Source organism: Glycomyces sp. NRRL B-16210 (genome assembly GCF_000719515.1).
GTDB lineage: Bacteria > Actinomycetota > Actinomycetes > Mycobacteriales > Micromonosporaceae > Glycomyces.
Genome location: NZ_JOGR01000016.1, coordinates 1 through 24,326 on the forward strand (window position 1 = coordinate 1; position 24,326 = coordinate 24,326).

Here is a 24,326-nt window from a genome sequence, read left to right on the forward strand (position 1 = left end):
GGGTGGGGGGGAGGGAGGGGGGAGGGCCCCCGGGGCGCAAGGTCGCAACCTGGTCGACTCGGCCGAGGCGGTTTGATCACAATGGCGTGTGTCCCGGGCCCGGGGGTAGCGGCGGACGCCCCCTGTATGCCTACACTCGCGCAATGGAGAAACACCGCTCTTCACCTGCGCAGGCGTCCGCCACCCGGTCGCCCGGCCGCCGCACCTACCTCATGTGCCGCCCCGCCTATTACGCGGTCGAATACGCCATCAACCCATGGATGGACACCACCGCGCCCGTCGACGCCACCCTCGCCTGCGCGCAGTGGGAAGAGCTGGCCGACGTCTACACCCGCCTCGGCCACGAAGTGCTCCGCATCGAGCCCGAGCCCGGCCTGCCCGACATGGTCTACGCCGCCAACGGCGCCTTCGTCGTCGACGGGATCGCCTACGGCGCGAGCTTCCGCTACCCCGAGCGCCGCCCCGAAGCCGACGCCCACGAGAAGTGGTACCGCAGCGCCGGATGGACCGTCGCCAAGCCCGAGTTCATCAACGAAGGCGAAGGCGACTTCACCTACCTGCCCGGCCGCGAGCTCATCCTCGCCGGATGGGGATTTCGCACCGACGCCCGCGCCCACGCCGAGGCCGCCGACGTGTTCGGCCGCCAGGTCGTCTCGCTCCGCCTCGTCGACCCCCGCTACTACCACCTCGACACCGCGCTCGCGCCCCTCGACGACGACCGCATCGCCTACTACCCCGAGGCCTTCGCCCCCGGCAGCCGCCTGCTCCTCGAACGGCTCTTCCCCGACGCGGTGATCGCCGACGCTGAGGACGCCGCCGGATTCGGCCTCAACTTCGTCTCCGACGGCCGCAACGTCGTCATCAACGCCGAAGCCACCGGCATGGCAGCGAAGCTCGGCGACGCCGGATACGAGCCCGTCCCCGTCGACCTCTCCGAGCTCAAGAAGGGCGGCGGCTCGGTCAAGTGCTGCACCGCCGAACTGCGTCGCTGACGCGGCGCCGGTGATCGCACCAACGTGACATGCGAGTGGGCGGGTGCTCCAGCAATGCTGGAGCACCCGCCCACTTTCTTCATCGACCGCGGCCCGCCGCAGGAACGGGACCGGTCTCGGACATCTGCCCGGATCGCGGGCCGGACGCCGCACGGCTCGCTTCAGTCGCCGGGCCCCACCAAGGCCCGGCGCCACCGCTAGACGATGGCCAGCGCGGTGTCGAGGTCCGTCGGCTGCGGTGCGAGGTGGCGCGGCCTCGTCGCGTGCCGGGGCGGGTTCTGCGCCTGCGCCAGCGCGGCGTGGGCTTCGATTCGGGTTTCGGTCTTGGGTTCGGCGCCGGGCTCGGCCTGGGGGGCCGTCTGCGCATCGGTCTGGGGTTCGACGGCCGCGTGGCGCGCCGGGGCCGCGTGCCTCGGCGCGGGCATCGGGCTCGCCGGGTGCTTTCCCGCCTCGGAGAACACCGCGTCGGCCATCGGCGCCGGGAGGATCGGGAACACCGCGCTCGCGGCGTCGACGGCGTTCGGGACCAGCGCCGGGTGCGGCGGCCGGACCGTGCGGGGCGCGTTCGCGGGCCGCGCGATCGCCTTCGGGCGGTGGAACGCCCGCGCCAGCAGCGCGTCGATCCGCCACACCCGCTTGGCGTGGCTCGCGGGGAGCCAGAAGTGCCAGCGGTGCGGGTCGGTCGCGCCCGGCCCTTCCATCACGGTGAAGTTCAGTTCGACGCCGGGTCCGGCCGGGTCGGCCGACCAGCGGAGGTTCTCGACGGCCGACACGGGCGCGTCCAGGCACAGGCGCACGCGCCCGAGCAGTCGGGACTGGCGGGTGACGACGATCCGCTCGCCGGTGAGCATGAGGACGTGGTCGCCGCTGCCGAGGCCGTCGGAGCCGACGCACCGGCCCAGGAGCGACACCTGGTCGCCCGGTCGGACGTTGCGGCGCAGGAGTGGAACGTGCCGCGACAGTGCGGTCGTGGTGAGTCCGGCTTCGGCCGAACAGGCGAGCATGGTGCGTGAGAAAGGATCCATTAGCTTGTACCCCACCTAAATCCGTGTGCGTTTGTCGCTCAGCGACGCGCTCTCGAAATGGCTAACGGCAATCCGCATGTGCAAGTTACGGCTTCGGCGTGTCCTTCCCCACAACTCACTCCTTCGTGCGAGTCTTCTCGGAAATGGTCCTCGCGTTGGGGTATCCGAAACTCGCGGTAAACGGGGCAAGCCCGGGGCCCTGGGGGTGGCCCGAAGCGGGTCAGTCGAGTCGGTTCGGCTCGGCGTCCTCGGGCTCTTCGTGCAGGTCACGGCCCTCGTCTTGGGTCCGGTCGCGGTCCTGGCCCTCGTGGTCGCCGTTCCAGTCGCGGCCCCACACGCCGTCCCAACCGTTCCAGCCGTCCCAGGCCCAGTCGTCGTTCCAGCCGCCGGGCCAATCGCCGTCCCAGCCGTGCTCCCAGCCGCCTTCCGGACTCTCGGCGTCCTCCCCGGGGTCGCACTCGGTCTCGGGATCGGGTTCCTCGACCGGCACCAGCTTCGGCGGCTCGGCCGACTCGACCGGGGCGCTCTCCTCGACGCGGTCGTGCTTCTCCACCGGAACCAGCTCCACCGGGGGTTCGACCGGGTCGGGCCTGCGCTCCGCCTCGGTCTCCGGCTCGCCTTCGGGCTCGACCGGGAACTCCAGGTCGTCCGGGCTGCCCAGGTCGATCTCGCCGCCCGTCCGCCCGTCGCCGCCCTCGGTCCCGTCCTCGCCTCCGGCCGGGTCGCCGCCGGGCGGCTCCTCGGCCTCGATGACGACCGTCCCGGAGTCGAAGGCGAGCGCCTCCCCGGCCTCCTCGCCCTCATAGAGCCCCATGGCGAAGGTCCACCCGACCATCCCGAAGGACGCGACGGTTCCCGCGCTCACCCCCACCAGGGCGAGCCACATCCCCACCGGCCAGCGTCCGCCCTGGTCGCTGCCTCTGCCGCGCACCGCGCGCTCCTTCCCACCACCCCCGTGCGACGAAACGGCCGTTCAGGACCGATGATGACGGAGGCTCAGCCGGTATCGGCTACTGAGTGTCAGACTTCAGCCCCGAATAGTAATCGGGTACCCGGTGTGACGCGCACCGCCCAGGGCTTTGGGATGCTTGGATATACCGGAATACGAATATGAGGAGGCAATCATGGGCGACCAACAGCGTCCTGCCAGGAAGACGGCCAAGAACCGTCCGAAACCCGCCTCAGCGAACGAACCAGAGTTCGTGCAACTGCTGACCCCCGAGGGCCGGCGCGTCAACCGTCCCGACTACGACCTCACCCTGACCGACGAGGAGTACCGCGGCCTCTACCGCGACCTCGTCGTCACCCGCGAGCTGGACGCCCAGGGCACCGCCCTGCAACGCCAGGGCCAGCTCGGCCTGTGGCCGAGCCTCCTCGGCCAGGAGGCCGCGCAGGTCGGCTCCGGCCGGGCCCTCAAGTCCCAGGACACCGTCTTCCCGGCCTACCGGGAGCTCGGCGTCCAGTGGTGCCGCGGTATCGACCTGATCTCGTCGTTCGCGCTCTTCCGCGGGACCGACCTCGGCGGGCGCGACGTGGCCGCCGACCGCTTCAACATGTACGCGATCGTCATCGCCTCCCAGACCCTCCACGCCGCCGGCTACGCCATGGGCGTGGCCATGGACGGCGCGGTCGGCGGCGAGGACGGCGAGGCCGTGGTCGTCTACCACGGCGACGGCGCGACCAGCGAGGGCGACTTCAACGAGGCCCTCATCTGGGCCGGGGTGTTCAATGCCCCGCTCGTGCTGTTCTGCCAGAACAACCAGTACGCGATCTCCGAGACCAACGCCCGCCAGTTCCGGCTCCCGCCGTACCGGCGCGCCGAGGGCTTCGGCGTGCCGGGCGTGCTCGTGGACGGCAACGACGTCCTCGCGACCTACGCGGTCACGCAGGCCGCGCTCGACCGCGCCCGCCGCGGCGAGGGCCCGAGCCTGGTCGAGGCCTACACCTACCGGATGCAGCCGCACACCACCTCCGACGACGCCACCCGCTACCGCGACGAGGCCGAGCTGGACTTCTGGCGCGCGAAGGACCCGATCGTCCGCTACCGCAAGTGGCTGACGAACGAGAAGCTCGCCGACGAGGCCTACTTCGCGGGCGTCGACACCGAGGCGGGCGAGCTCGTCCGCGAGCTGCGCGCCAGGGTCATGGCCCTGACCGACCCGGAGGTGACCGAGATGTTCGACAACGTGTACGCCCAGATGCCCCCCGGCATCGCGGCCCAGCGGGCGGAGGCCCTCGACTTCCAGGCCTCCCTCGAAGAGGGGAGCGAGGTCCGATGACGACGATGACCATGGTGAAAGCCCTCAACGAAGGTCTGCGCCGAGTACTCGAGGACCAGCCGAAGTCGCTGGTCATGGGCGAGGACGTGGGCCGCCTCGGCGGCGTCTTCCGCGTCACCGACGGCCTCCAGAAGGACTTCGGCGCCGACCGCATCATCGACACCCCCCTGGCGGAATCGGGGATCATCGGCACCGCGATCGGCCTGGCCATGCGCGGCTACCGGCCGATCTGCGAGATCCAGTTCGACGGCTTCGTCTACCCCGCCTTCGACCAGCTGGTCTCCCAGCTCGCGAAGATCCCCAACCGCTCCGGCGGGCGCGTGCGCCTGCCGGTGGTCGTGCGCATCCCCTACGGCGGTGGCATCGGCGCGATCGAGCACCACTCCGAATCGCCTGAGGCGTACTTCGCGCACACGGCCGGCCTCAAGGTCGTGACCTGTTCGAACCCGGCCGACGCCTACTGGATGATCCAGCAGGCCGCCGCCGGGGACGACCCGGTGATCTTCTTCGAACCCAAGCGCCGCTACCACGCCAAGGGCGAGGTCGCGACCGACGCGGCCGCGCTGGACCTGTTCAGCGCCCGCACCGTCCGCGAGGGCCGCACCGCGACCCTCATCTCCTATGGACCCACCGTGGACGTGGCGGAGAACGCCGCCGCCGCGGCGGCCGAGGAGGGCCTGGACCTCGAGGTCGTGGACCTGCGCTCGCTCTCCCCGATCGACTGGGAGCCGCTGTTCGCGTCGGTCCGCAAGACCGGCCGCGCCCTCGTCGTCCACGAGGCCCCCGGCAACGTGGGGATCGGCGCCGAGATCGCCGCCCGCCTCACCGAGGAGTGCTTCTACTCCCTGGAGGCCCCCGTGCTGCGGGTGACCGGCTACGACGTGCCTTACCCGGCGAGCCGCCTCGAAGACGACTACCTTCCGAACCTGGACCGGGTGCTCGACGCCGTCGACCGGTCGCTGGAGTACTGAGGAGCGGGACATGGGTCAGAAAATCACGTTCAACCTGCCCGACCTCGGTGAAGGACTCACCGAGGGCGAAGTCGCCGCCTGGCTCGTGGAGCCGGGCGGCTCGGTCGTGCTCAACCAGCCGTTCGTGGAGGTCGAGACCGCCAAGGCGCTCGTCGAGGTGCCCAGCCCTTACGACGGGGTGCTAGCCGAGCACCACGCGAAGGCCGGGGAGACCGTCGACGTCGGCTCGCCCCTGGCGAGCTTCGAGGTCGAAGGGGCCGAGGCCCCCGCGCCGCAGAAGGAGGAGAAGCGCACCCCGAACCTCGTCGGGTACGGCGCCCGCGAGGCCGGCTCCAAACGGCGCAAGCGCCGCCCCGGACCTGAGTCGCCGGTCGCTCCGGCGCCGGTGGTCGAGGCGCCGCCGGCCCCGGTCGCGGCCCCCGCGCCGCCGCCCCCGGTCCCGGTCCCGGCGGCCCCCGCCGCCGGACCGAACCTCGGCGGGCCCACGCTCGCCAAGCCCCCGGTCCGCAAGCTCGCCAAGGACCTCGGCATCGACCTCGCCGCGGTCACCCCGACCGGCCCGCACGGGACGGTCTCGCGCGCCGACCTGGAGGCGTTCTCGCAGGCCCTCGCGAGCCCCGGTGCCACCGCGCCCGAGCGAGAACGGCCCTCCGGCGAGGACGAGCGCATCCCGATCAAGGGGGTGCGCAAGCTGACCGCGCAGAACATGGTGGCCTCGGCGTTCACCGCCCCGCACGTCACGGTGTTCCTCACCTGCGACGTGACCGAGATGATGGACACCGTCAAGGCCTTCAAGGCCCGCAAGGAGTTCGCCGAGGTCAAGGTCTCGCCGCTGCTGTTCGTGGCCAAGGCGGTCCTGCTGGCCGCCCGCCGCCACCCGATGATCAACGCCCGGTGGGACGAGGCCGCCCAGGAGATCGTCGTCAAGCACGACGTGAACCTCGGCATCGCCGCCGCCACCCCCCGCGGCCTGGTCGTCCCGAACATCAAGGCCGCCCAGGAGCTGAGCCTGCTCGGACTGGCCGAGGCGCTCGGCGCCCTCGCCCGCACCGCACGGGAGGGGAGGACCCCGCCGTCCGACATGACCGGCGGGACCATCTCGATCAGCAACGTCGGCGTCTTCGGCGTCGACACGGGCACGCCCATCCTCCCTCCGGGGGAATCGGCGATCCTCGTGTTCGGCGCCGTCCGCCCGCAGCCGTGGGTGCACGAGGGCGAGATCGCCGTCCGCCAGGTGACCACGCTCGGACTGTCGTTCGACCACCGGCTCATCGACGGGGAACTCGGCTCGCAGTTCCTCGCCGACGTGGGCGCATTCCTGCAACACCCTGGGGAAACACTGCTCGCCTGGACGTGATCGAGAGCACCGACGATTCGTTGGCAGATCTCAGTATTCGGTGTTGTAATTGAGGCACGGAAACGACGAGGAAACATGACATCGAAGTTTCCGACCGTCTCGACCTCGGCGAAACCGGTGATCCACCGGCCTCCCGGGCACTGAGACCGCGAACTTCATCTCCTCCATGCGGTGTGGCGGACAGCGCCGAGTCCACACACCGCGGAGACCCTCTCCAGGGGGTTCTCACACCGGCCGGGTGCCGCGATTGCCATGAGGGGTGGGCAACCGCTGGCACCCGGCCTTTCTCTATGCCCGGATCCGCCCGAGGCGACCGCGGGCGCGGCGCTTTCCCGCCGCCCTCCCCACCGCCGGATTCGCCGCTCCGTTTTAACCCTGTCGAGTGAGCGTGAGCGCCGCTGCGGTAGCGTGTGACCCGTCTGGCGTGCCCCCAAGACGCCAGGCCGGAAGCAGCATTGAGGAGCAGCCGTGACCTCCGAGCAAGGCAACCCGCCAGCTAAGGGCGAGGCCCCTGACGACCGAGAAGTCGACCGGGCCCCCGAGACCGACGCCGCCGCCGAGGCGGGTTCCGCCGAGAGCCCCGCCCCCGAGGCGGCGAGCGCGGACGAGAGCGCCGCCTCCCCGGAGGCCGCCGCGCCCGAGTCCGCTGCTCCCGAGACTCCCGTCGCCGACGCCGAACCGGCGCCCGCTCCCCAGGCCCCTGCCGCGGAAGCGGCCCCTGAGCCGGAAGCGCCCGCTGAGCCGCCGGTCGAGGACACCACTGCGAACACTGCTGAGGCCGCTCCGAGCTCCGAGGCCTTCGACGTCCCCGCCGAGCCCGAAGCGCCGGCCGCTCCCGCGGCTCCTCCGGTCGACGAGGGCACCGCGCAGTTCGCGCCGCCGTCGGCGACGCCCGGTTTCGACGTGCCGCCGGCCCCCGCCGCCGACACCGCGCCCGAGCCGCCCGCTCCCGCGGCCCCCGAGCAGGCGCCGCCCGCGGTCTTCGAGGCCCCGGCCCCCAGCGCCGAGAGCGCGCCCTCCGGCCCGCAGTTCGACGAGGACGGCACCCAGATCCTGCGTCTGGGCCCCTCGCAGCAGTCCTCGCCGCCGGCTCCCGACGTGAACGAGGAGCGCACCGAGGTCCTGCCGCCCCAGGGCATCTCGGGCTTCAACGCGCCCGCGCCCTACGGCACGCAGCCGCCCTCGCCAGCCCAGCCCTCGACGCAGCCGTCGCCGCCCGCCTCGGCCTGGCCCTCCCCGCCGCCGAACCCGCTCGTGAACCCCGGCGCGGTGCCCCCGCCGCCGGCCTCGCCGTACGCGCAGCCGCAGTCGGCGTACCAGTCGGCGCCGCCGACCGGGCAGCAGCCCTCGCCCGCGCCGCAGGCGCAGTCGGACGACACCCAGAAGCTCATCATCGCCGCGCACAACCCGCACAGCGAGCCCCCGCCGACGCCGTACGCCGGGCCTTCCCAGCCGCCGCCGACCGGCCAGCAGCAGTACGGGCAGCAGCAGTACACGCAGCCGGGCACCGGCTTCCAGCCGACCGCGCCGCAGCTGCCCCCGCCGGCCCAGGGCGGCCGCAACAAGGCGCTCGTGCCGATCCTGGTGACGCTGGCGGTCCTCGTGGTCGCCGCGGCCGGCGTCGGCGCGTACTTCCTGTGGTTCTCCCCGCCCACGTTCGAGGCCGGCGGTTGCGTCACCAAGATCGGCAACGAGCAGGCCGAGGCGATCGACTGCGAGGACGCGGTCGACGGCGAGGACTACGAGATCGTCGACCAGGTCGACGACGGCAAGGACTGCGGCGACGCGGGCCGCGAGACCCTCAAGACCGAGTCCGAGACCTACTGCCTGCGCCTGCTCGGCGCCGACGAGGACGCCGGGAACGAGGGCGCCGACGACGGGGCCGATGACGAAGGCGCCGAAGAAGGCGAAGAAGCAACCGAAGACGAGTGACGAACCATCCCGAAGGCTGATAAATCACGATATATCCGGCCTTAAGGGACCCCTGGTTCAAAAATACCGCGCAGGTACGACAAGGCTTTCGGGGCCGACGGGCACGCCCGTCGGCCCCGGCCCGTAACGTGAGCGTCCTTCATCACCGTGGGATCGGCCGCCGACCGCGCTAATCTCGTCCGGTGACAAGTTCTCGCGTGCGCGCGGCCCGGCTCGAAGGCCGCGGCTGGCTCAACACCGGCGGCCGCGCCCTCGACCTCGAAAGCCTCCGCGGCAAGGTCGCGGTCCTCGACTTCTGGACCTTCTGCTGCATCAACTGCCTGCACGTCCTCGACGAACTGCGGCCCCTCGAAGCCAAGTACGGCGACGCGCTCGTCATCGTCGGCGTCCACTCCCCGAAGTTCGAGCACGAGCGGGACCCGCAGGCCCTCGCCGCCGCCGTCGAACGCTACGGCGTCGAGCACCCCGTCCTCGACGACCCCAATCTGACCACCTGGGACGCCTACGCCGCCCGCGCCTGGCCGACCCTCGTCGTCATCGACCCCGAGGGCTACGTCGTGTCCACCATGGCCGGCGAAGGCCACGTCGAAGCCCTCGACGCGATCATCGGCGACCTCGTCGCCGCCCACACCGCCAAGGGCACCCTCGACCCCGAGGGCAGCCCTTACGTGGCCGCGCCGCCCGCCGACACCCCCCTGCGCTTCCCCGGCAAGGCGATCGAGCTGCCCGGCGGCGACGTCCTCGTCACCGACTCCGCCCGCCACCGCCTCGTGCGCCTCGCCCCCGACCTCCAGACCGTCCGCGCCCGGATCGGCTCCGGCGAGCGCGGCCGCGCCGACGGCACCGCCGAAGCGCGGTTCAACGAACCGCAAGGGCTCGTCCTCCTCCCCGAAGCGGTCGCCGCGCAGGTCGGCTACGACCTCGTCGTCGCCGACACCGTCAACCACCTCCTGCGCGGCGTGCGCCTCGCCGACGGCGCGGTCACCACCGTCGCCGGCACCGGCCGCCAGTGGCGCATGGACGGCGACACCGACGCCGCCCTCGACGCCGACCTCTCCTCCCCCTGGGACCTCGCCTGGTTCGAGGACCGCGTGATCATCGCGATGGCCGGCATCCACCAGCTCTGGTCCTTCGACCCGGTCGCGGGCACCGCGGCCGCCTACGCCGGCACCACCGTCGAGAGTCTCAAGGACGGCCCCCTCGACCAGGTCTGGATGGCCCAGCCCTCCGGCCTCGCCGTCGCCCGCACCCCCGCCGGCGAGCGCCTCTGGCTCGTCGACTCCGAGACCTCCGCGCTCCGCTACGTCGAGCACGGCCGGATGCACACCGCGATCGGCCAGGGCCTGTTCGACTTCGGGCACGTCGACGGCCCCGCCGCCGAGGCCCTCATGCAGCACCCGCTCGGCCTCGCGGTCCTCCCCGACGGCCGCGTCGCCGTCGCCGACACCTACAACGGCGCCCTGCGCGCCTTCGACCCCGCGACCGGGAACGCCGTCACCCTCGCCGCCGGGCTCGCCGAACCCAGCGACGTGCTCGCCCTGGGCGAGCGGATCGCGGTCGTCGAATCGGCCGCCCACCGGCTGGTCGTCCCCGCGCTCGACGAGGCCGCCGTCTCCGGGCGCCACCACCGCGTCACCCGCAAGCGCACCAAGGTCCGGCCCGGCGCCCTGCGCCTCGAAGTGCTCTTCGAGCCGGCCGCCGGCCAGAAGCTCGACTACACCTACGGCTCCCCGATCCAGGTCACCGTCTCCGCCGACCCGCCCCAGCTCCTCGCCGAGGGCGCGGGCAAGGGCGAGGAGCTCGGGCGCGACCTCGTGCTCGCCGAAGGCGTCGAACGCGGCGTCCTCCAGGTCGTGGCCCAGGCCGCGACCTGCGACGCCGAGGCCGAGCACCCCGCCTGCCACCTCACCCGCCAGGACTGGGGCGTGCCGATCGAGATCGCCGAGGACGGCGTGCCCGCGCTGCGCCTGGTCCTGCGAGACTGAACGCGGCGACCGCACCGCCGGCCCGCGCAGCGGCCCGCATGTCGGGGCGCGTGCGGTGGGAACGCCCGTCGCGATCCGATCCGTATTTCCGCCGCCGGCCGCGTGTCATGAATCCGTGCAGCGCTCACGGAGGATTAGGTTGTTCGGATCGCGTCATCGCCCGAACCATCGCTTGCACCACCACGAGTCAGGGAGGAAACCGCTGTGACCGCCGAGGCACAGGCCGAAGAACGCTACTCCGAGTACGAGCACTGGCTGGTGCTCAACGCCGCCGATCAGATCGTCACCGTGGGCAGGCTGCTCGAACAGCAGGTCCGCACCCTCGAATACCTCACCCCCGACCAGGTCGGCGGCCTCGCCGCCTTCGAACCCGACCTCACCGGCCTGCGCCCGAACGGCTGACCCGACCGGGCCGCCCCGGCGGGCCGCCCCGGCGGGCGGGACCGCCGGGCGGGACCGCCGGACCGGTACGCAGTGGACACCCGGCGGCACCCGGCGTCACCGGCGCCGGGGCGGCCCCGAAGCCGCCGCTACGCTGACAGCGAAGTCGCGGCACAGCGGCGCGGGCGCGGCGCCCCGCGCTGATACCGTCGATGGGTGGAATCCTTCGAGAGGCCCTTCGGCGACGAGACCGGCCCCGTCCAAGCCCCCATGCACCCCGCGTGGATCCGCATCATGCCGTGCAGCATCGAGTTGTTCCGCACCGTCCCCTCCGTGAACCCGTTCCCGGCGACCTGGTGGGCGGACGCCTTCCCCGAGGACGACATCTGGAACGAGCCGGTCTGGTGCGACCCGGGCGACGTCGACGACTGGATCGCCGAGGCCACCGAGCACCACCTCGGCGCCTCCCCCGAGGTCATCGAGAAGGAGGCCCGCGAGGAGTACGACCGGGCCACCGCCGAGCGCAGCGAGCGCATCGACACCTTCACCACCCACTGCCGCCGCGCCGGCCTGCCCGTCCCGCACACCGTGCGCGACCTGCTCGAATTCCTCCTCGCCCTGGGCCTGTACCGCTCCGAGACGCGCGACGGGAAGCTTCTGGTCGCCCCGCTGCTGTACATCAACCCGTTCGACGTGCTCGCCTTCGACAAGGTCGAGGCGCTCGAGGAGGCCGCCGACCAGCGCGGCGACCTCGAAGAGCTGACGGCCATCGCGATCCGCCGCGTCGGAGGCCTCGACTTCGAGGTCGACGACGAGGGCCGCTTCATCCTGCCGGGCAACGCCAAGTCGGCCACGGTCCCGGTGAGCCTGGCGGCGCTCGCCGAGGACGCGGGCGTCCCCGCGCCGGTCATCCGCGGGATGCTCATGGAGCTGGCCGAGGACGGCGACGTGGCCGGGTCGGTCGACCTGGGCACCGTCCCGATCCAGGACGAGTTCAATCTCACCGCCTCCGACGACCTGCTCGGCGGCTACCCGAACGACGAGCTGCTGCCGCCCGAGCACGCCTGAGGGGCGCCGATCTTGCCTTGCGGCAGGTCGCAGCCCTAATGAAGGGCCGCGCGGCGGCGACGGCCCGGCCGGTCGGCGAGGCCCCCACCGGAGCATCGATTCCATTCACTCCCAGTTCACCTGCACGTCCTCCGCCGTGCACCTGCGTCGCGTTCCATGAGGGCAGGACACGTTAACGGCGGTTGACATTCGGTGATTGGAGTTCGGGTGACCGTGAACGAGAGTGGTATCCGCACCAAGGCCCCCATCGCGGGCCTGGCCCCGCAGGGGCGCGCGGCCTCGGGTACCGAGACGCAGACGGTCATCGACCTCAAGGGCGTCGGCATCCACTACGGCAAGGTGCACGCCGTCCGCGACGTCTCCCTGCCCGTCGCCCGCAACCAGATCACCGCGATGATCGGCCCCTCGGGCTGCGGCAAGTCGACCGTGCTGCGGTCGATCAACCGCATGAACGACCTCATCCCCGGCGCGAAGGTCTCCGGCGAGATCACCTACCACGGCACGGACATCTACGGCTCCGGCGTCGACCCGATCGCGGTCCGCCGCCACATCGGCATGGTCTTCCAGAAGGCCAACCCGTTCCCCAAGTCGATCTTCGACAACGTCGCCTACGGCCTGCGGATCAACGGCATGAAGGACGACCTCGCCGACCGCGTCGAGCGGGCCCTGCGCGGCGCGGCCCTGTGGGACGAGGTCAAGGACAACCTCAAGAAGAGCGCCCTGGCGCTCTCCGGCGGCCAGCAGCAGCGCCTGTGCATCGCCCGCGCGATCGCGGTGCAGCCGGAGGTCCTGCTCATGGACGAGCCGTGCTCGGCGCTCGACCCGATCGCCACCGCGCGCATCGAGGAGCTCATGAACGAGCTGGTGCGCGACTACACGATCGTCATCGTCACCCACAACATGCAGCAGGCCGCGCGCGTCTCGGACGCCACCGCGTTCTACTCGGCCGAGATCGACGAGGCCGGTGAGCGCTACGGCTTCCTCGTCGAGTTCGACGAGACCCAGCGGCTGTTCTCCAACCCGTCCGACCAGCGCACCGAGGACTACATCACCGGCCGCTTCGGCTAGCGGCCCCCGAACGCCCGAGCGGCGGCGCGACCAGTAGGTCGCGCCGCCGCTTCGTGTTCCGGTCCCGGCCGGTGGTCCGCGAGACCGGTGTCCTGCGCGTCCGTCGCCGTATCCCTCCCGGACGTGCGCGAGCGGGGGCGGCCTCAGGCCGCCCCCGCTCGCGAGTCCCTCGCAGCTCGGTCCGCTGCGTCCTGCCGGCTACACCTCGTCCGCGCAGATGATCGCCGTGGTGAGCCCTTCGGTGTTCTTGATCTGCCAGTACCACTGGCCGCCGCACGTGGCGTTCTCGGCGGCCTCTTCCTTGCTCATCTCGACCGGGTCGTCGTAGAGGACCGTGGCGACCACGACGTACGCGGCGATGGAGGAGGAGCAGGACACGATCCACCAGTCGTCGGCCTCGTCGAAGCAGTCGCCGGTGTCGGGGATGTACGGCAGGTGCTCGGGCTCGTTGGGGTCGGGCGCGCCGGTCGCCTGGATGCAGTAGAGCGAGTCCAGGTAGCCCGAGGAGTAGACGTAGTGCCAGTTGGTCCACAGCTCGCCGAGGTGGTTCGAGCCCCAGTCGTCGCCGCACAGCGCGAACGCGGGCGCGGTGTCGGTCAGGTTCCCCTCGCTGTCGACCGCGACGTCGCCGACGTCGTAGGTCTGCGCGGTGATCTTCCAGAACGCGGTCGTGTCGGAGCAGTCGACCAGTCCGAGGCCGTCGCCGGAGATCTGCGGCTCGTACGGCAGGCACTGGCCCACTTCGGTGGACGCCGCCTCCTCGGTGGTGGGGTCCTCCTCGGGCGAGGTGGGCTCCTCCTCGGTGGCCGACTCGGAGGTCTCGTCGCCTCCGGCGAGGTCGTCCTCCTTGCCGCCGTCGCGCAGGTTCAGCGTCAGCAGCAGCGTCCCGCCGAGCAGGACCACGGTGGCGGCGACGACGGCCGCCCCGATGAGGCCGAGGTTGCGCTTCGGCGGCTCGGGCGGCAGGGGAGCGCCGTAGGGCGCGGTCGGCTCCTGGCCGAACCGCGGGGCGGCGCCGAACTGCGGTTGCTGCGGTTGCCCGCCGTAAGGGCTCTGGCCGCCCGGCTGCGACGACTGGAAGCCGTGGCCGGGCGTCTGCGGCTGCTCCGGCGGGGGACCGTAGTTGGGAGGGACAGTCATGCCAGCCACGCTATAGGGGCTTGTCAAGCGCGACCTGCGTCAGGGTCCGGAATCAGTAAGGAAAATCGCAGCTTAACGGGGTCGGACGTGTCCGAACGGCCCGGCTTGTCGCCGATGCGTGGTGCGTGACCGGTCGGCGTCTTCGGGCCCGGCTGTGGCAGCCGGGCCCGCACTAACCGAATCCGCGGCTCAAAGAGTGTCCGGAAGGACGAGGACCCGGTCGACCGTGTAGTCCTCCATCGCCGACCGCACGCCCTCGCGCCCGACGCCGGAGGCCTTGACCCCGCCGTAGGGCATCTGGTCGGCCCGGAAGGAGGGCACGTCGCCGACGACGACGCCGCCGACCTCCAGGGTCCGGTGGGCGAGCATCGCCTGCGGGAGGCTCTCGGTGAACACCCCGGCCTGGAGCCCGAAGCGCGAGTCGTTGATCGCGGCGAGCCCGTCCTCGAAGCTCTCGACGCTCGAGAGCACCAGGACCGGCCCGAAGACCTCCTCGCGAAGGACCTTCGCGTCCGGGCGGACGTTCGCGAGGACGGTCGGCTCGATGAGCGCGCCCTGGCGCGGACCGCCGCCGCACAGGACCTTCGCGCCCTCGTCCACGGCCTCCTCGATCCACGCCTCGACGCGGGCGGCCGCGTCGGCGTTGATGAGCGGCCCGACCTTGCACGCGGGGTCGTTGGGGTCGCCCGAGGGCAGCGCCTTCACCTGCTCGACGATCCGGCCGGCCACGTCGGCGTAGGCGGGCGCCTCGATGAACACCCGCTGCACCGCGATGCACGACTGCCCGGCCTGGTAGTTGCCGAACATCGCGATCCGCTCGGCCGCCCAGTCGCGCTTGGGGTAGTCGGCGGCGATGAGGGTCGCGCCGTTGCCGCCCAGTTCGAGCGTCACGTGCTTCTCGGGCACCCGGCGCAGGATCTGCTGGCCGACCGGGCCCGAACCGGTGAAGGAGACGACCGGCAGGCGCGGGTCGTCCACGAGCTGCTCGGCCCGGTGGTTGGGCACCGGCAGCACCGACAGCATCGCCGGGGGCAGGTCGGTCTCGGAGAACAGGGCGCCCAGGTGCAGCGCCGACAGCGGCGTGGCCGGGGCGGGCTTGAGCACGATCGGGCATCCGGCGGCGATCGCCGGGCCGACCTTGTGCGCGACGAGGTTCAGCGGGAAGTTGAACGGGGAGATCCCCAGGATCGGCCCGCGCGGGAAGCGCCGGATGATCGCCATGCGCCCGTCCGCGGCCGGGTCGGTGTCGAGGCGCTGCACCTCGCCGCCGAAGCGGCGCGCCTCCTCGGCGGCCCACCGGAACGTCGAGACGGCCCGGCGCACCTCCACCCGGGCCCACGAGATCGGCTTGCCCGACTCGGCGGTGATGAGCTCGGCGCAGGTCTCGGACTCCTCGTCCAGTCGCCTGCGCACGTGTTCGAGGGCTTCGGCCCGCACATGGGCGGGGAGGGCGGCGCACTCGGCGGCGACGCCCGCGGCCGCGGCCACGGCGGCCTCCACTTGGCCCGAGGTGGCCCAGGAGGTCGCGCCGACGGGGGATTCGTCGAAGGGGTGGGTGACGAAGAACTCCTCCTCGCCGTGCTGCGGACGGCCGGCCACCCAAATAGGAGAAACGGGTCGGAGACGTTGCGTCATGGCTCCAGACTACGGGTTCCGAGTCCCGGGATGCCCCCGATGGGCCCGCCGAATCCGGTCGGGGCCGAAGCCGAAGGGCCCGAGGAACGGTTCCGGGGACGCCGCAAGTGTCCGGACCAGCTTTGTAACCCGGATGCGCACATTTGCCTGGCCAAGGCATGATGAGGTCATGAGTGAACAGCAATCAGGTGCGGGGTATCCGCAGCAGCCCACTTCAGCCCAGCCTCAGCAGCAGCCGTACCAGCAGGCGTACGCCTCTCCTCAGGCGCAGTACCAGGCACAGCAGCAGTATGCGGCCTACGCCCAGCCGGGGCCGTCGCTGTTCGACCGGATCGGCGTGCCGGCGATGCCCGGGATCCTCGGCCTCGCCGGTCTCGGCACGTTGGCGCTGACCGGTCTCATCACCGGCACCAGCGACAGCACCACCCTTGAAGGAGAGGTCGCCGGGTCGCTCGGCGGCGGCGTCCTGTCGAACCTGTCGGCCGTCATCGTCATGTTCGCGCTGACGCTGTTCGCCGGCGAGCGGTTGCGCGGGCTGTGGAAGGCCCTGACCGTGGCCGCCACCGGTGTGTTCCTGGCGGGCTTCCTGTACGGCCTGCTGTCGCTGCCGGACAACAACTCCGCGTCGGACGCCTCGGCCTGGATCGGTGCGATCCTGCTCCTGGGCACCTACGCCTTGTTCGTCACCGGCGCGATCCTGGTCCCCGGCTCCTCGAGCGCCGCCCAGCCCGCCGCGCCGCAGGCCTACCCGACCGGGCAGCAGCCCGCGGTGCAGCCGCAGCAGCCGCCGCAGGCCGCCCCGGGCCAGCAGAACCAGTGGCCGCAGGCCCCGCAGCAGTAGCGACGACGAGAGCGGCGGCGCGACCGACAGGTCGCGCCGCCGCTCTCGTGTCGATTGGATCTGGATATCGCGCCCGCGCCGGTATCCGAACTACGTGTGCGACCGCCGCCGCCGCGTGCCCCAGGAACGACACGAGGGGCCGGTTTCGGATGCGGGATGGTACGGGCGCCCGCGAGGGCGCCTGTTCGCACTGGATATGGAGATCGCGGGTTTCGGTCGGCCAGGCCCGCCTGGTCGGCTCACCTTCGGCTGCGATGCGGGGCCGCCGCGGACGCTCCTGCGCACAGGGAGTCCGCCTGCGGCTCGCAGGCGTCGCCGAGGCTCGCTAACTGCTTCCTCGGCGGGAGCCAGTCATCTTCACGGAGGTCGTCTTCGTCTCCGTCGTACCGATCGTCGGCGTAAGCGTCATATGGGCCCGACTCCTCTTCTTCAGGAGGCTCGATGTCCCCGACATCCTCATGACCGACCGAAAGCTCGCGCTCAAGCGCGCGCAGGTCGGTGTTCGGAGCATGGTACTTGAGCTTCCGGGCCACTTTGGTCTGCTTTGCCTTAGCTCGGCCGCGCCCCATATGGCTCGACCCCCTCGCACAGAAATCATCGGGGCAGCCGATAAGGCGCCCCGGAATGCTTGCAATCTCTTCGTGGGTCCTACGGTACAACCTCACGGCGCCTCACTGCATCCCGGCCCATGAGTTGAATGCCACAGATTACCGGCGATGGACACCAGACCGGGACGAACACCCGCCCGAATCGTGAGAAGGGTTCTCACCGTTCGTAACCGGGCGGCGGCGCCCGGCGAGGGCGGTGAGACCCGCCACCCGCCGCGCGGGGTCCTACCCGAACAGGCGTACCCGCTGGAGGCGGCCGACGGCGGCCATCCGCTCCTCGGCCATCGCGTTCGCGGCGGCCAGGGGCGTGGCGCCCTCTCCCTTGGCCCGCTCCAGGATGCGCGCGGTGGTCTCGAAGATCCCCGCGGTGCGCCGCTCGGCCCGCTTGAAGTCGAAGGCGCCGTCGTACTCGTCGGCGACCTGGATGACCCCGCCGGAGTTCACGACGTAGTCGGGGCAGTAGAGGACGCCGGCCCGGTCGAGCTCGTCGGCGACGCCCGGCTCGGCGAGCTGGTTGTTGGCCGCGCCGCAGATGATCTCGGCGTCGAGGGCCTTGAGGGTCCGCTCGCTGAGGACGCCGCCGAGCGCGCAGGGGGCGTACACGTGGATGCCCGCGGCGATGAGGTCGTCGGCGCCGTCGACCAGGCGCACCTGCGGGAAGTTCGCGGTCGCCCAGCCGATCGCGGCGGGGTCCACGTCGCAGGCGACGACGTCGGCGCCGGCCTCGATGAGGTGCGGCAGGAGGTGGCGCCCGACCTTGCCCAGGCCGGCGACGCCCACGGTGCGCCCGTTCAGGTCCACCGCGCCCCAGCGGTGCTGCGCGGCCGCGCGCATCGCCTGGAAGACGCCGAAGGCGGTCAGGATCGAGGAGTCCCCGGCGCCGCCCGCCTCGGGGCTGCGGCCGCTGACGTGGCGCGTCTCGCGGGCCACGTGGTCCATGTCCTCGACGTAGGTGCCGACGTCGCACGCGGTCACGTAGCGCCCGCCAAGGGCCTCCACGAAGCGGCCGTAGGCCCGCAGCAGCGCCTCGCCCTTGTCGATGCCCGGGTCGCCCCAGATGACGGCCTTGCCGCCGCCGTGGTCGAGCCCGGCGATCGCGTTCTTGTAGGACATGCCCTCCGACAGGTGGAGCACGTCGGTGAGGGCCTCGTCCTCGGAGGCGTAGGGGTAGAAGCGGGTGCCGCCCAGGGCCGGGCCGAGCGCGGTGGAGTGGATCGCGATGATCGCCCGCAGTCCCGACTCGGGGTCGTTGCAGAACACGACCTGTTCGTGGCCGCCGGCGTCGAAGATGCTCATGGCTTGCTCTCCAGTTCTGGAACCGTGCGGAGGCGGCCGGGTCTCGGCCGACTCGTCTCTGTAGCGCGGGTGTGCCTACGCCCTCAGCATATGACCGCCCGTTCGCGGCCAGAGCCCGGTCCTCGGGCGACGGGCGCTCCGCGGCGGTGACGCGGCGTCGCGCCGCCGCGGTCGCGCACCCCGCGGTCCCCGCCCATCAGGGCGCAGGGGAGGCGGATGTGGAAGTATTCGCTTCGTGTACGCACCCAACGCGTCCTATCTGCGCGTCTACGAGCCGGCGGCGGCGTTCGCCGACGCCGACTACTGGCGCGCGTACGCCGCTTCGGGGCGCGCGGCCGACCCGCTCGAAGGGCCGCGGCTGCGCCGCGAGGCCCTGTACGAGCGCATCGGCTGGCCCTGGCGCGGCGTCCCCTCCTTCGGGCGCGAGGCGTACGTCATCGACCGCGGGCGCGAGGCCGACCCCCTCATCTGCCCCTGGAACCTGCGCTACCGGATCGCCGCCTCCGCGCTCGAAGTACGGCGGCTGACCCCCGAGACGGTGGCCGAGGCGCTGTTCCCGCCGGAGTTCCTGGCCTCGGCCGAAGAGATCGTCGCGCTCGACGACGGCGCCGACCGCCGCGACCCGCCCGCCGACTCCCACGAGCACGTCGCCTCCTGGTCGGTGCCGCTGCGCTGGTTCGCGTGCGTGCGGCCCGAGGACCGCGAGCTGGTCATCCAGCCCGGCCACGCGCAGCTGCGCTACCGGACCCCGATCACCAAGTCCCGCACCGGGCTCGCGGTGGCCCGCAACCTGGTGCGGGCCGAGTTCGGCGAGGGCGCCGACCTGGTCGAGGCGCTCGCCGACACCGGCAAGTGGCTCGACGGCTTCCACCGCGACTCGGTGGTCGAGCTCGACTACGGCGGGCTGGTCGCCCGGCTCGGCGTCGAGGAGCTGCGCGACGAGGACTCGGTGGACCTCACCTGGCAGGCCCTCGACCACCTCGGCGCCTCCGAACCCGAGGACGCCCAGGAGTGCTACGCGCGATTGATCGACCGATGGCGTGATCGTCGTCTCGCCGAGCGTTTGAACTGACCTCGGACGCAGCGGCACCGCAAGCCCGCTACCAGCGTGTTCGCTTGTGGACTGATCACTCGGATGAGGGAGCCGAGCGGAAAGTCCAAGCAAATTCGGCCGTTCGGCCTATGTCGGACACCTAGGACAAGCCGGACGATTAGCGGTAGGAACGAATCAAGGCTCGGCGCCGGTGATTCGCAGCCCGTCTGTGGAGGAGAAGAACGATGACGACAGAGCTGAACCTTCCGGTGGAATCCGAGGCCCTGCTCACGCCTTCCGAGGTCGCCGCGATGTTCCGCGTGGACCCGAAGACCGTGACCCGCTGGGCCAAGGCGGGGAAGATCTCGGCGATCCGGACGCTCGGCGGCCACCGCCGCTACCGCGAGTCCGAGATCCGCGCCCTCATCAACGGTGACATCCCGACCCAGCGCGAGGCCGTCGACTAGCCCCGGCGTCCCCAGCGGTACTGCGCCGAACCCGGACCACTGCCGTCAGTGTCCGAAAGCAGCAGTCGCACTACGTAGGCCGGACCACCCTTCCGGCCGCCGCCCGATCGAGACCGCGGACGTCGGCGCCGCGGACAGCCCGATCTTCGAGGAGGCGGGCCCTCCCTCAGGGCCCGCGCCGCGAACGCACCGGTTCCCGCCCCGCCGGTGCGAACCCGAGACATCGAACCGCCACACCGAGGCCGCCCGGCCCGGTAGGGCGGTTCCTTCGTGTAGGCCCGAGCCTTCGTTTCGGGCTGCACCGCCGTTTCGGCATGGACCGCCCGGAACGTCCCCCGCCCACTCCGCTGGCGCTGCCGTTCCCGTGCCGATTGGCGGGTGTTCCCGATGCGCCGCCGGGGAAGGCGTGCCACGCTTGAGTCGTGTCACGCAAGAGGAGCCTCGCCGTCGCTGCCGCCGTCGCCGCCGTGGTCGTGCTCTTCGCACTCGGCGTCCCCCTGTTGAACAAGGCCGTCTCGCCCGCGGTCGATGTGGGCGGTGAGACGTTCGTGCTCGCGGGCGTCACCGTCACCCTCCCCGAGGAGGTCTGGATGCGACCGGGCCTGTACCGGCCCGAGTCGGGCCGCGCGGAGTTCCTCGTCGGCAACGCGGAGGTCGACATCGTCGTCGCCGGCCCCTACAGCTTCGACGCGGAGTACCTGGCGGCGGAGATGGTCCGGCTCCTGGAGGTCCAGCCGGGCGTGCAGCTCACCGAGCCGCGCGAGTGCGCCGCGGACGGCGTCGAGGGTGCGGGGCAGAGCTTCGTGACCGAGACCGGGGCGGGGTTCGCGTGCGCGTTCGTGCATGACGAGATCCGCGCGGAGGTCACGGCCACCGGCGCGTCGCTGGATTCGGGCACTGTGGACAGGATCGACGCGCTCATAGCCCAGCTGTCCTTCGGGGCGGCCTGATGCGGCCGGATCCCACCTCGCCCACCCAGTGGACGGCCGTGCTGCTCATCGGCGCGGCCGGGATTCTGCTGCTGTACAACACGCTGCCGGTGGCGCTCGCGTATCCGCGGGCGGGGACGACGGCGCTGGTGCTGTTCTCGCTGTTCGCGGTGCCGTTCTGGTTGCTGCGGCGCCGCTTCGCCGACCGGCTCACGCTGCCGGCGGGCGCTCTGGTGCTGGGGCTGATCTGGGGCGCGACGGTGGCGGTGATGTCCTCGATCTTCGGTTCCCGTGCGCTGCACGGGTTGATGGCGACGGCGTGGGGGCCGGGCTGGGCCGAGCGGTGGTCGCCGGTGCTGGCCGCGCCGCTGGTCGAGGAGGTCGTGAAGGCCGCCGGTGTGGTGCTGGTGGTCGCGATCGCGTGGGGGCGGGTGCACGGGGTGCTCGACGGGATCGTGCTGGGGGCGTTCTGCGGGGTGGGCTTCCAGATCGTGGAGGGCTACGCGTTCGCGATGTCGAGCACGGTGGTGAACCGCGCGGGGGACGTGGTGGAGCCGGTGGTCGCGGTGTTCCTCGTGCGCGGGGTGCTGGCGGGGTTGTGGAGCCATCCGGTGTTCACGGCGATCGTGGGCGCGGGGGTGGCGTACGCGGCGACGCGGCGGACGAGTCGGTCGGTGTGGGTCGCGGCGGGTTCGTTGGTGGCGGTGATCGTGCTGCACGCGGTGTGGAACTCGCCGCTGCTGCGGGACGGGCTGGGCCTGGGCGCGCCGGGCGTGCTGGTCGGCGTGATGATCAAGGGCCTGCCGGCGGTGTGCATCGTGTGGTGGCTGGTCCGCTGGGCCAAACGCGAGGAGGCCCCGGTGGAAAGGCCGCTGGAGCCGGCGTGAACGGTACTCAAATGGATTTAGGGCAGCGCTACGCGGATCGGGATTCCCTGGGCCCCCGCCTTCGGCGAAGCTTGCGAGCCGTCAATATGCACAGGAATTACCGTGCCACAGGGGTCTGACAATTCGGCCGGTGGCGGTGGAGGTGAGAAAGATGCACTTTCGGTGAGTTGCGCGAGCTGAGCGGTTTTTGGGCAGCGCTACGCGGAACGGAAACCGCTGGGCCCCCGGTTCAACTACCGTGCCATAAGGGTCCGACAATTCGGCCGGGCGCATCGGATGCAATGAAGATTCACGTTCGGGGCGGGCGTAGCAATGCCGCCCGGGTCTGAGCGCGCGGTACCCCGACGGCATTGCATTTGCTCGGTCGCGTCGGCCCTCTCAGACCTCCGCTCCCACCTGGCCCGCTTGACGTGCAGCCGGTCCGCGGTCGACGCGACGGTAGTTGGCGCGAGCCGCGTCGTCGTGTCCTGGCCGGCCGCTCGGGGGCGGCCCTGCGGTAGGCGTCTCGGACCTGGCACCGCTGGTGAGCCGGACCGGGATGGTCCGCACGGTGCCCCACTCGTCGAGGGAGTGAGGTTCGACCCAGGCCCGCCGATCGGTGAATCGGCGCCGACCGAGCTTCATGAAGTTCTCTCGGTTCTGACGCTACCAGCGGCCGGACGGTTTGTCATTGACTCGGGAGTTCGAACCGCCCCGCCTCATCGGTGCCGATCAGCCCCTCGGCGATGAGCTGCGCGACGGCCTCGTCGAGCATCCGCGCCTCGGGCCACACCGCGTCGATCCGGGCCCGCTCCACCGGCCCCTCCGCCTCCCGGAGCAGGGCCATCACCTCACCGCGCACCTGCCGGTTGGTCCCCTTGTACCGCTGGCGCTTCCGGCTGGGACCGGCCGGCACCTCCTGCCCGGCGAACCCGCACACGTCGGCGACCGGGCAGTCCCCGCACTCGGCCTTGCGCGCCGTGCACAGCAGCGCGCCCAGCTCCATCAGCGCCACCGAGACCAGAGCGGCCGTCGGCGGGTCCTGCGGCAGCAGCGACGCCGCCGCCGCGAGATCGGCCTTCGAAGTCGCGGTCCCCGCGTCGCTGCGCCCGCCGAGGCGGGCCACCACGCGACGCACGTTCGTGTCCACGACCGGGTGCCGCTCGCCGTAGTGGAAGACCGCGACCGCGGCGGCCGTGTAGACCCCGATGCCCGGCAGTTTCTCGAGTTCGGCCGGGTCGGAGGGCACCACCCCGTCGTGCTCGGTCGCGACGATCCGCGCGCACTCCTGCAAACGCAGCGCCCGCCGCGGGTAGCCCATGCGCCCCCACGCGCGCAGCACCTCGGCGGTCGGGGCCGCGGCGAGGTCGGCCGGCGTGGGCCAGCGCGCCATCCACGCCTCCCAGACGGGCGCGGCGCGGGCGACCTGGGTCTGCTGGCTCATGACCTCGGAGACGAGGACGCCCCAGGCGGTGGTGCCGGGCCTGCGCCAGGGCAGTTCGGTGCGGCCCTGCGCGTCGAACCAGGGGAGGAGGCGTTCGGCGAGCAGGTCGGGGGAGGGCAGTGCTTGGGGGACGACGGTTTCGGGGGCGGCGGTTTCGGCGGCACGCATGTCCCCCATTGTCGGCGCGGGGTACGACGCCCGTCGGGGTGGGTCCGGGCCGCGGGATCGGCCGGGCCCCGTCGCCTCGTCGTGGGCCCGCAGGCGTGGGGTGCGATCCCCCGCGGGCCGGTGGCGTGTATTTCCGCTCGCGTGCGGCCGGTCTGCGTTAGCGTCCCGGCGTGCAGGGTTTCAAGGGCAAGTTCGTGAAGGGTTCGGAGCCCGAGTCGGTCTATTGGAAGCGGCGGGGGATCGTGGCGGGGGCGGTGGCCGCCCTCGTCCTGCTCGTGGTGGTGCTGGTCGGCACGCTCGGCGGCGGTGACGGCGAGGCCGACGAGGTCGAGGTGCGGGCCGAGACGACGCCGGGCGAGTGGGTGGCGCCGACGCCTTCGGAGACGATCCAGAGGCCGTACATCCCCGAGACGCCGACCGCCTCGCCCAGCGAGTCCCCGAGCCCGACCGAGCCGGAGGTGTCCGACTGCCCTGCGGACGAGTTGATGCTCCAGGTGGTGGCGGCGTTCGACGAGGTGCGGTCGGGTTCGAAGGTGCCGGTGAGCGTGCTGGTGGCGAGCGGCGCGGACGAGGAGTGCGTGGCGGATCTGCGCGAGGTCGCCGTGGAGCTGGCCTCGGGTGAGGACGTGGTCTATTCGACCGCGCACTGCGAGACCCCTTCGGGCGAGGAGGTCGAGTTGAGCGACGGGTCGGGTCAGACGATCGAGTTCACCGTGGACGGCCTGGCCTCGGCGGAGGGCTGCGAGGGCGCGCGCCGCGCGCTGCCGGCCGGGGAGTACGACCTGCGGGCCCGCCTGGGCGAGGCGGTCTCGTCGCCGACGAGTCTGCGCCTGAAGTAGGC

General features: G+C 71.9%; 21 protein-coding genes and 1 pseudogene. 15 read left to right on the top strand and 7 right to left on the bottom strand.

What is annotated here, in order from left to right; translation table 11 throughout:
- The first annotated feature begins 143 nt into the window (after positions 1–143).
- Positions 144–992 carry a dimethylargininase gene (gene ddaH / locus IF12_RS0121000; RefSeq protein WP_051704710.1) on the top strand — a complete coding sequence of 283 codons (849 nt, stop codon included), beginning with the start codon at positions 144–146 and terminating at the stop codon, positions 990–992.
- A gap of 197 nt (positions 993–1,189) precedes the next feature.
- Here the strand turns inward: ddaH and IF12_RS26340 are convergent, their stop codons facing one another.
- Positions 1,190–2,017, bottom strand: coding sequence for a hypothetical protein (locus tag IF12_RS26340; RefSeq protein ID WP_197034824.1), 828 nt, complete (start codon positions 2,015–2,017; stop codon positions 1,190–1,192).
- 220 nt (positions 2,018–2,237) lie between these two features.
- Positions 2,238–2,948, bottom strand: coding sequence for a hypothetical protein (locus IF12_RS0121010; protein WP_030162010.1), 711 nt, complete (start codon positions 2,946–2,948; stop codon positions 2,238–2,240).
- Between the two features lie 193 nt (positions 2,949–3,141).
- Between IF12_RS0121010 and IF12_RS0121015 the strand changes: the two genes are divergently transcribed.
- The 8 genes from IF12_RS0121015 to pstB all read left to right on the top strand — a co-directional run bounded on the left by IF12_RS0121015 (position 3,142) and on the right by pstB (position 13,058).
- Positions 3,142–4,296, top strand: coding sequence for a thiamine pyrophosphate-dependent dehydrogenase E1 component subunit alpha (locus IF12_RS0121015; protein ID WP_030162012.1), 1,155 nt, complete (start codon positions 3,142–3,144; stop codon positions 4,294–4,296).
- Entirely contained in the window at positions 4,293–5,267 is a 975-nt protein-coding gene (locus IF12_RS0121020) for an alpha-ketoacid dehydrogenase subunit beta (RefSeq protein WP_030162014.1), read from the top strand. The genes IF12_RS0121015 and IF12_RS0121020 overlap by 4 nt, the downstream gene beginning before the upstream one ends.
- A gap of 10 nt (positions 5,268–5,277) precedes the next feature.
- A complete protein-coding gene (locus IF12_RS0121025; RefSeq protein WP_030162015.1) occupies positions 5,278–6,624 on the top strand; it encodes a dihydrolipoamide acetyltransferase family protein in 1,347 nt (448 codons plus the stop codon).
- 468 nt (positions 6,625–7,092) lie between these two features.
- On the top strand, positions 7,093–8,556 hold the full coding sequence (locus tag IF12_RS24470) for a hypothetical protein (RefSeq protein ID WP_030162017.1): 1,464 nt from the start codon (positions 7,093–7,095) through the stop codon (positions 8,554–8,556).
- A gap of 182 nt (positions 8,557–8,738) precedes the next feature.
- Positions 8,739–10,541 carry an NHL domain-containing thioredoxin family protein gene (locus IF12_RS0121035; protein WP_030162019.1) on the top strand — a complete coding sequence of 601 codons (1,803 nt, stop codon included), beginning with the start codon at positions 8,739–8,741 and terminating at the stop codon, positions 10,539–10,541.
- 204 nt (positions 10,542–10,745) lie between these two features.
- On the top strand, positions 10,746–10,943 hold the full coding sequence (locus IF12_RS0121040) for a hypothetical protein (RefSeq protein WP_030162021.1): 198 nt from the start codon (positions 10,746–10,748) through the stop codon (positions 10,941–10,943).
- Between the two features lie 195 nt (positions 10,944–11,138).
- Complete coding sequence (locus IF12_RS0121045) at positions 11,139–11,990, top strand: DUF6042 family protein (RefSeq protein ID WP_030162023.1); 852 nt, start codon at positions 11,139–11,141, stop codon at positions 11,988–11,990.
- A 207-nt stretch (positions 11,991–12,197) separates the two neighbouring features.
- Entirely contained in the window at positions 12,198–13,058 is an 861-nt protein-coding gene (pstB, locus tag IF12_RS0121050; RefSeq protein WP_081913817.1) for a phosphate ABC transporter ATP-binding protein PstB, read from the top strand.
- A 198-nt stretch (positions 13,059–13,256) separates the two neighbouring features.
- Here the strand turns inward: pstB and IF12_RS0121055 are convergent, their stop codons facing one another.
- Together IF12_RS0121055 and IF12_RS0121060 are read right to left on the bottom strand one after the other, a co-directional pair.
- On the bottom strand, positions 13,257–14,198 hold the full coding sequence (locus tag IF12_RS0121055; RefSeq protein ID WP_030162027.1) for a hypothetical protein: 942 nt from the start codon (positions 14,196–14,198) through the stop codon (positions 13,257–13,259).
- Between the two features lie 189 nt (positions 14,199–14,387).
- Complete coding sequence (locus IF12_RS0121060; RefSeq protein WP_030162029.1) at positions 14,388–15,833, bottom strand: aldehyde dehydrogenase family protein; 1,446 nt, start codon at positions 15,831–15,833, stop codon at positions 14,388–14,390.
- Between the two features lie 169 nt (positions 15,834–16,002).
- Between IF12_RS0121060 and IF12_RS0121065 the strand changes: the two genes are divergently transcribed.
- Positions 16,003–16,674: a hypothetical protein gene (locus IF12_RS0121065; protein WP_133884070.1), complete on the top strand. Its 672-nt coding sequence runs from the start codon at positions 16,003–16,005 to the stop codon at positions 16,672–16,674.
- A gap of 374 nt (positions 16,675–17,048) precedes the next feature.
- On the opposite strand, the pseudogene IF12_RS27320 reads toward IF12_RS0121065, so the two are convergent.
- A pseudogene (locus IF12_RS27320) lies at positions 17,049–17,243 on the bottom strand (DUF3073 domain-containing protein); the annotation flags it as partial.
- Positions 17,244–17,507: 264 nt separating this feature from the next.
- On the bottom strand, positions 17,508–18,578 hold the full coding sequence (locus IF12_RS0121075) for a Glu/Leu/Phe/Val dehydrogenase dimerization domain-containing protein (protein ID WP_030162034.1): 1,071 nt from the start codon (positions 18,576–18,578) through the stop codon (positions 17,508–17,510).
- A 235-nt stretch (positions 18,579–18,813) separates the two neighbouring features.
- On the opposite strand from IF12_RS0121075, the gene IF12_RS0121080 reads away from it, so the two are divergent.
- The 4 genes from IF12_RS0121080 (at position 18,814) to IF12_RS0121095 (ending at position 21,894) form a co-directional block, all read left to right on the top strand.
- Positions 18,814–19,650 carry a hypothetical protein gene (locus IF12_RS0121080; protein ID WP_030162036.1) on the top strand — a complete coding sequence of 279 codons (837 nt, stop codon included), beginning with the start codon at positions 18,814–18,816 and terminating at the stop codon, positions 19,648–19,650.
- A 206-nt stretch (positions 19,651–19,856) separates the two neighbouring features.
- On the top strand, positions 19,857–20,078 hold the full coding sequence (locus IF12_RS0121085) for a BldC family transcriptional regulator (protein ID WP_030162038.1): 222 nt from the start codon (positions 19,857–19,859) through the stop codon (positions 20,076–20,078).
- 422 nt (positions 20,079–20,500) lie between these two features.
- Positions 20,501–21,028: a hypothetical protein gene (locus IF12_RS0121090; RefSeq protein WP_030162041.1), complete on the top strand. Its 528-nt coding sequence runs from the start codon at positions 20,501–20,503 to the stop codon at positions 21,026–21,028.
- Between the two features lie 38 nt (positions 21,029–21,066).
- Entirely contained in the window at positions 21,067–21,894 is an 828-nt protein-coding gene (locus tag IF12_RS0121095; RefSeq protein WP_166659543.1) for a PrsW family intramembrane metalloprotease, read from the top strand.
- A gap of 667 nt (positions 21,895–22,561) precedes the next feature.
- Here IF12_RS0121095 and IF12_RS0121100 read toward each other — a convergent pair.
- Positions 22,562–23,485 carry an A/G-specific adenine glycosylase gene (locus IF12_RS0121100; protein WP_081913826.1) on the bottom strand — a complete coding sequence of 308 codons (924 nt, stop codon included), beginning with the start codon at positions 23,483–23,485 and terminating at the stop codon, positions 22,562–22,564.
- Between the two features lie 170 nt (positions 23,486–23,655).
- On the opposite strand from IF12_RS0121100, the gene IF12_RS0121105 reads away from it, so the two are divergent.
- Positions 23,656–24,324, top strand: a complete 669-nt coding sequence (locus tag IF12_RS0121105) for a hypothetical protein (RefSeq protein WP_030162047.1) — start codon at positions 23,656–23,658, stop codon at positions 24,322–24,324.
- Positions 24,325–24,326: the final 2 nt, after the last annotated feature.

Excerpts from the sequence above, each read along its gene's own strand:
- IF12_RS0121085 (WP_030162038.1), top strand. The coding sequence starts at position 19,857 with ATGACGACAGAGCTGAACCTTCCGGTGGAATCCGAGGCCCTGCTCACG.
- IF12_RS0121055 (WP_030162027.1), bottom strand. The coding sequence starts at position 14,198 with ATGACTGTCCCTCCCAACTACGGTCCCCCGCCGGAGCAGCCGCAGACG.
- IF12_RS0121025 (WP_030162015.1), top strand. The coding sequence starts at position 5,278 with ATGGGTCAGAAAATCACGTTCAACCTGCCCGACCTCGGTGAAGGACTC.
- IF12_RS26340 (WP_197034824.1), bottom strand. The coding sequence starts at position 2,017 with ATGGATCCTTTCTCACGCACCATGCTCGCCTGTTCGGCCGAAGCCGGA.
- ddaH (WP_051704710.1), top strand. The coding sequence starts at position 144 with ATGGAGAAACACCGCTCTTCACCTGCGCAGGCGTCCGCCACCCGGTCG.
- IF12_RS0121020 (WP_030162014.1), top strand. The coding sequence starts at position 4,293 with ATGACGACGATGACCATGGTGAAAGCCCTCAACGAAGGTCTGCGCCGA.
- IF12_RS0121065 (WP_133884070.1), top strand. The coding sequence starts at position 16,003 with ATGAGTGAACAGCAATCAGGTGCGGGGTATCCGCAGCAGCCCACTTCA.
- IF12_RS0121075 (WP_030162034.1), bottom strand. The coding sequence starts at position 18,578 with ATGAGCATCTTCGACGCCGGCGGCCACGAACAGGTCGTGTTCTGCAAC.
- IF12_RS0121100 (WP_081913826.1), bottom strand. The coding sequence starts at position 23,485 with ATGCGTGCCGCCGAAACCGCCGCCCCCGAAACCGTCGTCCCCCAAGCA.
- IF12_RS0121015 (WP_030162012.1), top strand. The coding sequence starts at position 3,142 with ATGGGCGACCAACAGCGTCCTGCCAGGAAGACGGCCAAGAACCGTCCG.
- IF12_RS0121060 (WP_030162029.1), bottom strand. The coding sequence starts at position 15,833 with ATGACGCAACGTCTCCGACCCGTTTCTCCTATTTGGGTGGCCGGCCGT.